The following is a 14,314-nucleotide window of genomic DNA, read 5'->3' on the forward strand; positions in this document are numbered from 1 at the left end:
AATATACGTAAAAATAAATAGGATAGTAGGTGTGTAAATCAAATTAAATATAGGTTTGTGATAAAAAAAGAAGAAAATATTAAATAATTAATTAGAATTGATTTAATTATGGTAATATTATAGTTACAATGTTAAGAAAAAGTATATTTATTTAGCTTTTAAGTGTAGTGTAAGATTGGAGAAAGAGAAAGGAAGTATTTTAAAATGGGAAAAATATTAGTACTAGCAGAAAAACCTTCTGTGGGAAGAGATATAGCAAAAGTTTTGGGTTCAAAAAATGAAAAAAATGGATATATAGAGGGACCAAAGTATATTGTTACCTGGGCACTAGGTCATTTGGTTACACTTGCTGACCCTGAAAGTTATGGAGAAAGATACAAATCATGGAGTTTAGAAGATTTACCAATACTTCCTAAGTATCTAAAGACTGTTGTAATAAAAAAAAGTGGAAAGCAGTTTAATACAGTGAAGGCTCAAATGAACAGAAATGATATAGATGAAATAGTTATAGCAACAGATGCAGGGAGAGAAGGAGAACTTGTAGCAAGATGGATAATAGAGAAATCTCAAGTAAAAAAACCTTTAAAACGTCTTTGGATTTCTTCAAGTACAGATAAAGCAATAAAAGAAGGTTTTGCAAAACTAAAAAGTGGTAAAGAATATGAAAATTTGTACTATTCAGCAATAGCACGAGCAGAAGCCGATTGGATTATTGGAATAAATGCAACTAGAGCTTTAACAACAAAGTATAACGCACAGCTTTCTTGTGGAAGAGTGCAGACTCCTACTCTTGCTATGATATTGAAAAGAGAAGAAGAAATAAGAAATTTTAAACCTAAAGAATATTATGGATTGGAGATAATTGCAACAAAGGGCAACTCAGATATAAAGTTTATTTGGAATGATAAAAATAATAATTCCTCAACTTTTAGTAAAGAAAAGATGGAAGGTGTATCAAAAAAAGTAAAAGATTTAGATGTTAAAATATCTGAAGTAAATAAATCATATAAGAAAAAATATTCACCTGCGCTTTATGATTTAACAGAATTACAAAGAGATGCAAATAAAATGTTTGGATTTTCAGCAAAAGAAACATTATCTATAATGCAAAAACTATATGAACACCATAAGGTACTTACTTATCCTAGAACTGATTCTAGGTATCTAACTTCGGATATTGTTGGGACATTAAAAGATAGAATAAAAGCTGTAAATGTTAGTGATTATTCGAAGGTTTGTAATAAGTTATTAAAAAGTAATATTGTATCTAATAAGTCTTTTGTTGATAATTCAAAAGTAACAGACCATCATGCCATAATACCAACAGAGCAAAAAGTGTTTATGAGTGATTTTACAGATAAAGAAAGAAAAATATATAATCTTGTCGTAAAAAGGTTTTTGGCAGTATTAAGTCCTCCCTTTGAATATGAACAGACAACTATAAGTGCAACTATAGAGGGCGAGACATTTAAAGCCAAAGGCAATAAAGTAATAAATCTAGGTTGGAAAGAAAGCTATAAAGATATGGATGATGAAGATGAATATGAAAGCATTCCAAATGTGTTGGAAAAAGATATTCTTAAAGTTAAAAGCTTGAAGATGACTTCAGGAAGGACAAATCCACCACCATACTTAAATGAGGCTACACTTTTAACATCTATGGAGAAAAGTGGACTTGGTACAGTTGCTACTAGAGCAGATATAATAGAAAAATTATTCAATTCATTTTTGATGGAAAAGAAAAATAAAGATATATATATAACATCAAAAGGAAAACAACTGTTAGATTTAGTTCCTGTGGACTTAAAGACACCAGAACTTACAGCATCGTGGGAAAAGAAATTATTAGATATTTCAAAAGGGAAGCTTAATAAAAATACATTTATAAATGATATGAAGGATTATTCAAAAGCTATTGTATTAGAAGTAAAAAGTAGTGATAGCAAATTTAAACATGATAATTTAACTAAAAATAGATGCCCAGAATGTGGTAAATTTATGCTAGAGGTAAATGGTAAGAAAGGTAAAATGTTAATTTGTGAAGATAGAGAGTGTAATACTAGAAAAACCATATCACAAACAACTAATTCAAGATGCCCTAATTGTCATAAAAAATTAGAACTTCGTGGTGAAGGTGAAGGAAGAATATTTACTTGTAGTTGTGGGTACAGGGAAAAATTATCCTCTTTTAATAAAAGAAAACAAGAGGAAAAAAAGAAAGCATCAAAGAAAGATGTTAATCAATATCTAAAAAATCAAAATAAAAATCAAGAAGTATTTAATAATCCATTTGCAGAAGCCTTAGCTAAGTTGAAAAAATAAATAGTTTTCATGGCAATATTATACACAATCATAACTTTAACTATATATTAGTTATATGTACTGATATAATATAGGGTATAGTTTAGACATGAAAGTAGGGATGTCAAATGAGATTAAATTATATATTTAAATGCTATTGTGACAAATGTAAAGATATATGGAATAATTCAAGTATCGAATTATGTAAAGAAATAGAAACATATAGTGAAGATTCACAAAAAAAGTGTGAAGGCGAATTAGATAAATTGATAGATAAAGTATCAGTTCACTTAGAAAAGTGTCCAAGTGATGTTGTTCTAAGAAAAATGTGGATAAAAAAAGGTGAAGCTTTTTTGCAAAAAACACTAGAAAAAGAGAATATTTTTAAATTAGAGAAAATGAATGTAGAAGATAGAAAAAAATTCTTAGAAATAACAAAACAATTTATCAGAGATGCTAGAGGATTTGATGATGATTTACCTATAGAAGATATTATGCAGGCCATGAGAAATGTATGGATTTCAAATGCACTGCAATTATTATTTGGAAAAGATGTCTATTATTCAAAAGCAAGTTTTGCATATAGTATGTTATATCCATATACAGACAATTATTTAGATAATACAAAGACAAATGAAATGGATAAAGCCTTATTCAATCGTTGGTTAGAAAAAAGACTCTTAGGAGAAAAAATTAAACCTAATAACTGTCATGAAAGTAAAGTATCTCAGATGATAGATTATATTGAAGAGGTTTATCCTAGAGAAGATTTTAAAGAAATATATGAGTCATTGTTATTAATATTTGAAAGCCAAGTAAAGAGTTTAAAACAGCAGGATAAGGAGACTTATTTGCATAAAGACGAAATATTATCTATTTCTATTGAAAAGGGAGGTTCATCTGTTTTAGTAGATGGATATTTAATAAATGGGCTTATGACAAATGAAGAGGTAAAGTTTTGTATTGGTTATGGATTTTTATTACAAATATCTGATGATTTACAGGATATAAAAGAAGATTTAAAGTGTAATCATAAGACTATTATGACAGAGATGTCAAAAAAGGGTTTATTGGATGAAATTGCAAATAAGTTAATAAACTTTACTATTGAATTAATAGAAAACTTTAAAATTAACAGTAGAAATGAAGCTATAACAGACATGATAAAAAATGATTGTTTAATGTTGATTTTGTTTTCTATAGCTTATAATGCTGAATTTTTTTCTATAGAATATATAAAAAAAATAGAGAGATTTCTTCCATATACGATATCTTATTCATTGGAAATTAAAGAAAAGATGCGAAAAAAATTTAAAAATATTGATTTTTTAAATAATGAAAATGAATATAAAGAAATGATTGATACTATATGTGCAAAGTAGAAAAATAGTGAGATGTATAATACATATCTCACTATTTTAAGTTTAAATAAAATATTGATTTTAAGTTATTTAAATGCAGTAATAATCCCATTATCATGTAGATTTTTAATGATTGTAGCTGCAATAGGAAAGCCAAATAATCCAGCTATTCCAAATAGTTGAGCACCAACAAACATACACATTAGTGTTATTAAAGGATACAGACCAATTTGTTGTCCTACTACTTTTGGTTCTAATATTTGTCTAACAACAGTTATGATGATGTATAGTATTAAAAGCCCTATTGCCAAATGTATATTTCCATTGATTAATGAAATAATCATCCAAGGAGTTAAGATACTTCCTGTGCCTAATACTGGTAAAATATCGACAAGCGCAACTATGACAGATATAGTAAATGCATTTTCAACTTGTAGGATATTAAGACCAATAAGAAGTTCTACAAATGTTACTGATAGTAGTATGGCATATGCTTTTAACAATTTTAAAATAGCATTGATACTACTATTTTTTATATTGATTATCATTGTCTGACTTTTTTCTGGAAACTGTCTTAAAATAAAGTTCACTATTTTTTGATAGTCAAATGTAAAGAAGAAAGAAGCAATTAAAGTTATAATAAGTTTCAACATAAATGCAGGTGTTTTACTTGCAATACTTGCAATAGCATTAAGTGCATTTGTTGAAATAGAGGCAACTAAAGACATCATAGATTGACTGATATTATCCCAACCAAGTATCAATGCTAGATTAACATTAGGTGTACTAGCATCTATCTTAGAAAATAAGGTGTTTAATGTTGGCTGTATACCTGATTTATATATATCAGGAAGTCTAAAAAATATGTCGCTTATACTTGCAAATATTTTTGCACCAAAACTAACTAATAAAAATATTCCTAATCCATAAAAGGCTAAAAGTACTACCGCAGAAATAAATGTACGGTTTAAGTTTGTATTATCTGTAATAAGTTTTATAATAGGTCTTAAAATAAAGGCAATGATAAAACTAATCACAAAAGGCATTAATAATGGAAATAAGAATTTTAAGACAACATATATAATACTTGCTATTAAAACTACATATGTAAATTTAATTATAAAGCTCTTTTGCTTTTGAATGTCCATAATATAAAACCTCCAATGTATTTGATATTATTCTAAATATGGTCTTATTTGTATAAAATATACTACTGTATATTGATTATAAACTATAAAGCTTCTATGTAGTAAATAAATTATGTAAAATTTAGGTTAATTTTGTATAAAGATATACTTTTGTATTTTAAAATTATTAAGCAAATACGAAAAAATATTTTAAATAAATAGCATAAAATTGTGATAAAATTAATTTATAATGTTTGAGCTAAATATAGTAGATAACTTATCATATGATAGAGAATTTTTAAGAGGTGGTAAGATGAAAAACTTTAGAGATTTAGGTGGAAATAAAACAGAGGATGGTAGAACTGTAAAGTATGGTTTATTTTATAGGTCTGCAAAGTTGTCAAATTTGAGTAGGAATGATATAAAGATTTTAAAAGACTTAAATATCAAATATGTATTTGATTATAGGAGTGATGAAGAGGCACGTAAACATCCATCAACAATAATATCAAATATAAAAAATATAAGAATTCCAGCAATGAGAGAATTAGAAGAATCAGGAGGTCGTTTTGGCTCTATCGAAGATATGATTGAGAGTTTATTTGAAAAAGATGGTGCGTTTAATATGCTAAATAATAGCTACTATAATCTACCTGTAAATAATCCTTCATATAAAAAGCTAGTAGAACTTATAAAAGATTACTCTAATTTGCCAGTACTAAATCATTGTACAGCTGGTAAGGATAGAACTGGTGTAGGAAGTGCTATAATTCTTATGATTTTGGGTGTATCAAGAGAAAATATAATGAAAGATTATCTAAAAAGCAATGAGTTTGCAGATAAGGAAATAGAAAGGTTTATAGAATGTAAGCCTAAATTTAAAGATATTCCAAAAGAAAGATTAAATTATATATTTGGTGTAAATGAAGAATATATGAATACAGCCTTTAGAAGAATTGATGAGGAATACAATAGTGTAGAAGAGTATCTATATGGAGAATTTAATTTAAATAAAGAAGAGATAAAAAAATTGAGAAATCAATATCTAGAGTAAAAGGTGATTTTATGAGTTTAAATATAACAGCTAGACAGATAAATATAATAAAGATACTGTTAAATTCAAAAGATACAATGAGTGGACTTGCCTTAAGCCAAGAAATAGGGTGTTCTTCAAAGACTATACAAAATGAAATAAAGGATATTAACAAACAGCTTAAAAATGGTAAAATTTTATCAATAAGAGGTGTTGGTTATAAGTTAGAGGGAAGCTTTGATGAAGTGAATTTAAATAGTAACCTTTATGATGATGTAGATAGGGTAGAATATATAATCAGAAAAATACTAACTTTAAGCAATGAAGAAAAAAATACTATAAGGCTTGAAGATTTAGCAGATTCTATGTATGTAAGTGTTTCAACAGTAAAAAATGACTTAAAAGAAGTCAAGAGGATATTTGATAAGTATTCAATTTCTGTTAAATCTAAGCATAAACAAGGTATATGTATCTCTGAAAATGAAGATAAGATATTAAATTGTATAATTGATTTAAGTAATAAGAGAGACAACCAACTCAGTCTAAATGATTTTTTAAATGACGATATAAAAGAAAAAAAGTTAATAATAAAAAAAATACTATTAGACGCATTAAATGAAAATGGATTAGTACTAACTGATATAGAATTTAAGAATGTATTAAATAATATATTAGTTATTTTGAGCAGGCATAAGTATGATGAAAGAGAGTTTATAAAGGACTATGTAGAAACTTATAGCAACAAAAGAAGTTCAATATTGGAAAATGAACAGAACAAAGAGATTATAATAAATTCGATAAGAACGTTTTGTAAAAATTTAAAGCTAGCTACGTCAATAGATATAAGCCATGATGATATATTTGAAGAATATTTATATAAGCATATTAGTAGCTTGTGTAAGAAAATAAAGTTAGGCATGAATCAATCGCCTATAATAGCACAAGATATTAAAATAAAGTATCCTTTTGCCTTTGAGTTAGCTAATATAGCTAAAAAAACAATAGAACAAGATTTAAAAATAGAAATCAACGAAGATGAAGTTGCAAATATAGCTCTACATATAGGAGGTGCTATTGAGAGGGCATCCTATAATAATAAAGATAAGGTTTTCAAAGCGATAATAGTTTGTACATCAGGTATAGGTACCTCAATGTTAATAAAAGCTAAATTAGAGAATATATTTAGAGAAAAGCTAGAAATATTAAAGGTTATTCCTTCATATCTAGTTGAATATGTAAAGGTTATAGATGTTGATTTTGTAATATCTACTGTACCTATTGAAATAGGTGATATACCAGTAATAAACATCTCTCCAATGTTGAGTGAAAAGGAAATTAAATTAATTGAAAAATATATAGAAACAGGAAATGTATATTTGGATTTAGATATAAAAAACTTATTTGATAGTGCGTTGTTTTTTACTGACTTAGATTTTAAATATAAAGAAGAAGTTATTGATTTTATGGCAAGTGAACTTGTACAAAAAGGTTATATAGATGATGACATGAAAAACTCTTACTTTGAGAGAGAAAAAATAGCAACAACAGAAATAGGCAACATGGTATCTATACCACATGGAGCTATTGGAAAGGTTTATGATAATAAAATAGCAATTGGAATACTAAAAAAACCAATTGCTTGGGAAATATCAGATGTGCGCTTAATAATAATGTTGGCACTTGATAAAGATAAAATATTAGATTATGAAGTTATATTTTCAAACATATACAAAAGAGTAGACTCCATAGCGAAAGTTATAAGCATATGTGAAAATAGCAATTTCGAAAAATTTGTAAACATGTTTAAATAGATATATATAGAACATAGTGTTGTATATACACATGCAAATTTGGATAATATAAAACTAAATAAGATAAAAACGATAAATTTCTCTTTTAATTAAGAGAAATTTTTTGACTTTCAGGGATATTAATATGGAGTTAAGATATAAACATAAGATAAATAAATAAAAAGAGGTGGCAAAATGATTTATACAGTAACATTAAATCCATCAATAGATTATATAGTTGAATTAGATGAATTAAATACAGGAAGTACAAATCGTGTAAATGAAGAATACGTTTATCCAGGAGGAAAAGGTATAAATGTGTCTTGTATACTTAAAGAACTTGGACATGACAATACATCATTAGGTTTTATAAGTGGTTTTACTGGTGAATATATAGTAAAAACATTGGAGGAAAAAAAATTAAAAACAGACTTTATAAAATTGAAAAACGGTTTTTCAAGAATAAATGTAAAAATAAAAGTGTCAGAGGAAACCGAAATTAATGGACAAGGACCCAATATAAGTGATGAATACATCAACCTATTATATAAAAAACTTGATAAATTAAATCAAGATGATATTTTAATATTGGCAGGTAGTATACCATCTACTTTAGATGAAAAATTATATGAAAATATAATGTCTAGACTAGAAGAAAAGAATATAAAAATTGTTGTAGATGCAACAAAAAATCTTCTTCTCAATGTATTAAAATATAAGCCTTTCCTAATTAAACCTAATAATGATGAGCTAGAGGAAATGTTTGGTGTTAAATTAAATTCAAATGAAGATATAGTAAAGTATGCTAAAAAGTTAAAAGAAATGGGAGCTGTAAATGTTTTAGTGTCAATGGGTAAAGATGGTGCATTACTGATTACAGAAGATAATGAAGTATTTATAAGTGATGTACCAAAAGGAACTGTAAAAAATTCTGCAGGAGCAGGAGATTCTATGGTAGCAGGGTTTATATCTGGATATCTAAGTACTGGTGAATATGATTATGCTCTTAAATTAGGTGCAGCTTCAGGAAGTGCAACTGCTTTTTCATATGATTTAGCTGAAAGAAAATATATTGATAAATTAGTAAACGAAATATCTGTTAAAAGATTTTAAAAATAACCTAAAAAATATATAGAGAGGAAATGAGAACTTATGAAAATTATAGATTTATTAGATGAAAAATCAATTAAATTAAATTTAAAGTCAAAAAATAAACCAGAAGTAATAGAAGAACTAGTTGATTTAGTTGAAAATAGTGGTAATTTAAATGATAAAGAAAATTATAAGAAAGCAATTTTAGCCCGTGAAGAGATGAGTACAACAGGAATTGGAGAAGGTGTAGCTATTCCTCATGCTAAGACTACAGCAGTTACTAAAGCTTGTATAGCAGCAGCTGTATCAAAGGAAGGTATAGATTATGAATCTTTTGATGGAAGTTTGTCAAATTTATTTTTTATGATAGCTGCACCAGATGGAGCTAATAATACACATCTTGAAGTATTATCTAGATTATCTACAATACTTATGGATGAAGATTTTAGAAATAAACTTATAAATTCAAATTCAGCAAGAGAATTCAAAGAAATAATAGATAAAAAAGAAAGAGAAAAATTCAGTGAAGAATATCAGGATGAAGAAATTAGTAAAGAGGATGTTTTAAATAATAAAGATAAAAATATTAGTAAGTATCCTCAAGTTTTAGCAGTAACAGCGTGTCCAACAGGAATAGCACATACATTTATGGCAGCTGAAAGTTTAAATAAAATGGCTGAAAGTAAAGGTATCTCTATAAAAGTAGAAACTAATGGTTCAGTAGGTGTTAAGAATAGACTTACAAAAGAAGAGATAGAAAATGCTACATGTATAATAGTAGCAGCAGATAAAAATGTTGAAATGGCCAGATTTAATGGCAAAAAAGTTATAAAAACTAAGGTTGCTGATGGTATACACAAAGCGGAAGAACTTATAGATAAAGCTGTAAATGGAGATGCTCCAATTTATCATGGAGAAGAAGGAAGTCACAACGAATCAAGTGAAGAAAACGAAAGTGGATTTAGAAAAGTCTACAAGCATTTAATGAATGGTGTGTCTAATATGTTGCCATTTGTTATTGGTGGAGGTATACTTATAGCTTTGGCATTCTTACTTGATGATTACTCTATTGACCCTTCACATTTCGGTTCAAATACACCAATAGCAGCATTTTTTAAGGGAATTGGAGATAAAGCATTTGGATTTATGTTACCTGTACTTGCAGGTTATATAGCATATTCTATATCTGATAGACCTGCATTTGTTGTTGGTTTTGTGGGAGGAGCTCTTGCAGGAGATGGTGGTTCAGGTTTTCTAGGAGCATTACTTGCAGGTTTTATAGCAGGATATTTGGTAGAAGGACTTAAGAAAATATTTAATGTATTACCAACTTCATTAGAAGGAATAAAACCAGTATTATTATATCCTTTATTTGGAACTCTTTTGATGGGCGTTATAATGACATTTCTAGTAATACCTCCAGTTACAGCAATTAATAATGCTATGGTTGGATTCCTAAATAGTTTAGGTGGAACTTCAAAAATAGTTTTAGGATTAGTGTTGGGTGGAATGATGGCTGTAGATATGGGTGGACCTGTGAATAAAGCAGCTTATGTATTTGGTGTAGCATCTCTTGAATCAGGGCAATTTGAAATAATGGCAGCAGTAATGGCTGGTGGTATGGTTCCTCCACTTGCTATAGCTCTTGCAACTACATTCTTCAAAAATAGATTTACAAAAGAAGAAAGAGAGTCTGGTAAAGTTAACTATGTAATGGGGTTATCATTTGTAACAGAGGGAGCAATACCTTTTGCAGCTGGAGACCCACTTCATGTTATACCAGCTTGTATTGGAGGTTCAGCAGTAGCAGGAGCACTTAGTATGCTATTTAATGCAGCTCTTCGTGCACCTCATGGAGGAGTATTTGTTATACCAGTAGTTACTCATCCACTTGGATATATAGTGGCTATAATTGTAGGTGCTGTAGTTGGAATGATGCTTTTAGCACTACTTAAAAAACCACTAAATCAAAGCGCATAATAACCAAAGAGTATTAAAAGGGATAATTTTAGATATATTTAAATGAAATTATTATAAAATAACTGACTGACATTTAACTGACAGTCAGTTTTTATTATTTAAAAAAATTTACTTAAACTATAGGGTATTTCATTGTCAAATTTTTAAATCAGATGAGAATATCTATTTTATAGTTATTTGTAATACTTTATAGCTTTATAACTAAGTCATAGTATAGCTTTTTACTTGAAAAACTTTCAATTAGCCTTGACTTATATTTTGTATCATGTTTCATAAATCTTACATCTCATCTTTTAATTAATATTTTAATATTCAATCTTAAATCAAGGAATAAAACTCTACTCTATATGTTCTAAATTAATATTGTATTTTTTTTCACCTTTTATAACTTTGAATTTATCATTTTTATTAGGATAAATAGTCACAACATTGTTTTTGTACTCTGATTCATCACATTTTATATTAAATGGCATAAGCTCTGATTCTCCATATAGATAAGTAACAGGTTTATTATTCTTCATAACGACAATTTGTAGCATATCTCTATCTTTTGGAGAAGATATATTTCTCCATTTATATCCTACAGCTTTATATATATCGTTTGCTGATGTTCCAGACTTAAAGATAAATATTTTATCCCATTCAGGCGGCATTACTTTTGCCAGTCTTATTTCATTATTGTTTTCACTAGCTTTCATAAGTGAAGAAACAAATTGTCCAAATTTCTCATCTTCTTTATTTTTCTCAAATTTAACTAACTCACTGGATTTGTCAACTACACTCCATTTATCGTTATTTTTTTCTAATTTAAAGTTAATTTTAGAAATACATTCTCCATGCTTTCCTGGTTCAGTAACTATAACCTTTTCTCCCAATGTGTTTTTATAATCGTGTTGTTCAATTTGAACATGATTATGCCCTGCAACTATCGCATCAATACCATCAACTTGTTGAGCTAAATCTTGTATTCTATTGCCTGGATTTTTAGGATTTTTAGGTCTTTCACCTGTGTGCGCAACAGCTACTATTATATCTGGACTTTCTTTTTCCATGATTTTTACCCATTTTTTAGCATCTTCTACTAAATCATTCATATATAGTTCACCACTATAACCTTCTTGGTCTTTTAGTTCTAAAGATTTAGAATCTACAAGTTCTCCATTTTCATTTAGTTGTTTTCCTTCACCAACTTCTTTTATAGTAAGTCCTAGAATTCCTAGTTTTACATTTCCTTCTGGTGTATCAATATTTTTTATTATGTATGGTTTTGTATAGCTATCCCCATTTTTCTTATAAGTATTAGCTGATAATACATCTATTTTTTGTTTTTCAAAATCAGATATCATATTGTCTAAATGAAATTTATTAAGAGATATAAATTCATGATTACCAAGAACTACAGCATCATAACCGACTTCTTTCATGTCCTTTGAAATAGGAGTTTCAATATAGCTTTCAGTTTTGTTGTTGTTATCTTTAAGCATAGCATTAGAATAATCATCCATACTACTTCCTAAAGCTACTCCACGGTCAAAGAAGTCTCCAGCATCTACTAAAGTTATATTTTTATCTTTTTCTCTTTGTTCCCTTACATAAGAAGTTAACTCATAAGGGATGTTACCATGTAAATCGGTAGTGGCTAGTACATTTATTTCTGTTGTATGTTTTGAAGTACACCCAGACATTAGCAATATAAATAAACAAGTAATGCCTATAATTATTTTGTTTTTCATAAAACCTCCATTTTACTTTTTCTGAATATTTGTTTTAGTGTCATTAACTACATAATCCCCCTGTAATATCAATAGTAATATATTACTATACAAAAATCAACTATATATTTCATAGACATATAAATTGATAGAGATAAAAATAAAGTTCATTAAATAAAAATCAATTAAAAGTAATCTCAAAAGAATTTTAAAGCATTCTATAAGATTGGTTAACTATAGTATCTTTGAGAAAATGATAAACAAATAATATATAGTCTTGCATTTATTTTTTTATATTATTTATAATAAATAAACCCTATGATGGAAAAACTATTCTTATTTAACATGTAAAGGAGTATTTAAAATGAACGAATCGTATTGGATTTTAAATTCAAGTCCCAAAGAATATGAAAAATTAGGCGAGAATATAAAAGTAGAATGTCTAGTCGTAGGAGGAGGAATAACTGGTTTAACAACTGCATATCTATTAGCAAAAGAAGGTAAAAAAGTAGCACTTGTTGAAGCTGATAAAGTAGGATATGGAACTTCAGGCAGAAATACTGGTAAAGTAACTTGTCAACATGATATAGTATATTCTAAAATAGAGAAAAAATATGGATTAGATAAAGCTAAATCATATTATAATGCAAATAATGAAGCTTTAAAATTGATTGAGAAAATAATCAGTGAAAATAATATAAAATGTGATTTTCAAAGGATTCCATCTTTTGTCTTTACAGAAAAGGAAGAATCTATAAAGGATATTAAAGATGAATACCGTACATGTAAAAAAATAGGCATAGATTGCGAATATTATGAAACTATAAATGATATTCCATTAGATGTAAAAGGAGCTATTCATTTTTCTAATCAAGGTCAATTTAATCCAAAACAATATGTTGATGGTTTGGCAGAAGTAGCAGTAAATTTAGGGCTAAAAATATATGAAAACACGCCGATAGTAGACCTAGAAAAAGGAGCTATATGTAGAGTTAAGACTGGAGATAATAATATAATAGAAGCTGAAAATGTTATAATCTCATCTCACAGTCCATGGTATGATGGGTTGAATTTTTATTTTGCAAAGGAATATGCTGAACGTGCCTATTTAATGGTTGCAGTCCTACAAAATGAATTGCCAGAGGGTATATTTATAAGTATAGATGACCCATCAATAACTTTTAGACAATGTAATGATGAAAATAATAACCTATTAATCTTTGGAGGAGGAGACCACAAAGTTGGTCAAGGTGGAACTGAAGAAGAAATATTTGATGATTTAGAGCATTATGGTAAAGAAGTATTTAAGATAAAAGACTTTAAATGTAAATGGTCTGCTCAAGACAATATGAGTTTTGACAATGTTCCTTATATAGGTTATATCAATAAAAGGGAGAATAATATTTATGTAGCTACAGGATTTTCTAAATGGGGAATGACTAATGGAACTGCTGCAGGAATAATAATAAAAGATTTAATAATAAATAAAACTTCTGACTATAAGGACACTTTCAATCCATCGAGATTAGGTAGTTATTTTTCAATGGATTTTATAAAGGAAAATGCAAATGTAGCGATGAATTATGTAACTGGAAAATTAAAAATAGGTAGTGGAGATATGCCTAAAAGTAGTGGTGAAGGAAAGATTGTTAATATTGATGGAAAAAGATATGGTGTTTATAAAGATGATAGAGGAGATTTTTATATTGTAGATACTACATGTACTCATTTAGGATGTGAACTTAATTTTAATAGTGAAGAAAAAACATGGGATTGTCCATGCCATGGTTCAAGATTTGACTATAAAGGAAACATACTTGAAGGCCCAGCACTTAAGCCATTAAAACTTTATGGTTATGGTGATAATGATGTTAATCCTAAGTTATTATAGAATATAGAATGTTTTGGAAAGGTAAAT

At 27.8% G+C, this 14,314-nt stretch carries 9 protein-coding genes; 7 read left to right on the forward strand and 2 right to left on the reverse strand.

What is annotated here, in order from left to right; genetic code table 11:
• The first annotated feature begins 204 nt into the window (after nucleotides 1–204).
• The gene (locus JJC01_08005) at nucleotides 205–2,322 is read left to right on the forward strand and encodes a DNA topoisomerase III (GenBank protein ID UDN59790.1); all 2,118 of its coding nucleotides are present in this window, start codon (nucleotides 205–207) and stop codon (nucleotides 2,320–2,322) included.
• Nucleotides 2,323–2,429: 107 nt separating this feature from the next.
• Nucleotides 2,430–3,683, forward strand: coding sequence for a flagellar protein FliS (locus JJC01_08010; GenBank protein UDN59791.1), 1,254 nt, complete (start codon nucleotides 2,430–2,432; stop codon nucleotides 3,681–3,683).
• 65 nt (nucleotides 3,684–3,748) lie between these two features.
• On the opposite strand, the gene ytvI is transcribed toward JJC01_08010, so the two are convergent.
• The gene (gene ytvI / locus JJC01_08015) at nucleotides 3,749–4,810 is read right to left on the reverse strand and encodes a sporulation integral membrane protein YtvI (GenBank protein UDN59792.1); all 1,062 of its coding nucleotides are present in this window, start codon (nucleotides 4,808–4,810) and stop codon (nucleotides 3,749–3,751) included.
• Between the two features lie 292 nt (nucleotides 4,811–5,102).
• Between ytvI and JJC01_08020 the strand changes: the two genes are divergently transcribed.
• From JJC01_08020 to JJC01_08035, 4 genes are all read left to right on the forward strand, one after another.
• Complete coding sequence (locus JJC01_08020) at nucleotides 5,103–5,843, forward strand: tyrosine-protein phosphatase (GenBank protein ID UDN59793.1); 741 nt, start codon at nucleotides 5,103–5,105, stop codon at nucleotides 5,841–5,843.
• 11 nt (nucleotides 5,844–5,854) lie between these two features.
• Nucleotides 5,855–7,633, forward strand: coding sequence for a transcription antiterminator (locus tag JJC01_08025; protein ID UDN59794.1), 1,779 nt, complete (start codon nucleotides 5,855–5,857; stop codon nucleotides 7,631–7,633).
• Between the two features lie 174 nt (nucleotides 7,634–7,807).
• Nucleotides 7,808–8,725 carry a 1-phosphofructokinase gene (pfkB, locus tag JJC01_08030; GenBank protein ID UDN59795.1) on the forward strand — a complete coding sequence of 306 codons (918 nt, stop codon included), beginning with the start codon at nucleotides 7,808–7,810 and terminating at the stop codon, nucleotides 8,723–8,725.
• Between the two features lie 39 nt (nucleotides 8,726–8,764).
• Nucleotides 8,765–10,684: a PTS sugar transporter subunit IIA gene (locus JJC01_08035; protein ID UDN59796.1), complete on the forward strand. Its 1,920-nt coding sequence runs from the start codon at nucleotides 8,765–8,767 to the stop codon at nucleotides 10,682–10,684.
• A 338-nt stretch (nucleotides 10,685–11,022) separates the two neighbouring features.
• On the opposite strand, the gene JJC01_08040 is transcribed toward JJC01_08035, so the two are convergent.
• Nucleotides 11,023–12,417, reverse strand: a complete 1,395-nt coding sequence (locus JJC01_08040; protein ID UDN59797.1) for a metallophosphoesterase — start codon at nucleotides 12,415–12,417, stop codon at nucleotides 11,023–11,025.
• Nucleotides 12,418–12,760: 343 nt separating this feature from the next.
• Between JJC01_08040 and JJC01_08045 the strand changes: the two genes are divergently transcribed.
• A complete protein-coding gene (locus tag JJC01_08045; GenBank protein UDN59798.1) occupies nucleotides 12,761–14,287 on the forward strand; it encodes an FAD-dependent oxidoreductase in 1,527 nt (508 codons plus the stop codon).
• The last annotated feature ends 27 nt before the right edge of the window (nucleotides 14,288–14,314 follow it).

The sequence above is a fragment of the Clostridioides sp. ES-S-0010-02 genome, from assembly GCA_020641055.1.
Lineage (GTDB): Bacteria > Bacillota > Clostridia > Peptostreptococcales > Peptostreptococcaceae > Clostridioides.

Excerpts from the sequence above, each read along its gene's own strand:
- JJC01_08035 (UDN59796.1), top strand. The coding sequence starts at position 8,765 with ATGAAAATTATAGATTTATTAGATGAAAAATCAATTAAATTAAATTTA.
- JJC01_08020 (UDN59793.1), top strand. The coding sequence starts at position 5,103 with ATGAAAAACTTTAGAGATTTAGGTGGAAATAAAACAGAGGATGGTAGA.
- JJC01_08045 (UDN59798.1), top strand. The coding sequence starts at position 12,761 with ATGAACGAATCGTATTGGATTTTAAATTCAAGTCCCAAAGAATATGAA.
- ytvI (UDN59792.1), bottom strand. The coding sequence starts at position 4,810 with ATGGACATTCAAAAGCAAAAGAGCTTTATAATTAAATTTACATATGTA.
- JJC01_08005 (UDN59790.1), top strand. The coding sequence starts at position 205 with ATGGGAAAAATATTAGTACTAGCAGAAAAACCTTCTGTGGGAAGAGAT.
- pfkB (UDN59795.1), top strand. The coding sequence starts at position 7,808 with ATGATTTATACAGTAACATTAAATCCATCAATAGATTATATAGTTGAA.
- JJC01_08010 (UDN59791.1), top strand. The coding sequence starts at position 2,430 with ATGAGATTAAATTATATATTTAAATGCTATTGTGACAAATGTAAAGAT.
- JJC01_08040 (UDN59797.1), bottom strand. The coding sequence starts at position 12,417 with ATGAAAAACAAAATAATTATAGGCATTACTTGTTTATTTATATTGCTA.
- JJC01_08025 (UDN59794.1), top strand. The coding sequence starts at position 5,855 with ATGAGTTTAAATATAACAGCTAGACAGATAAATATAATAAAGATACTG.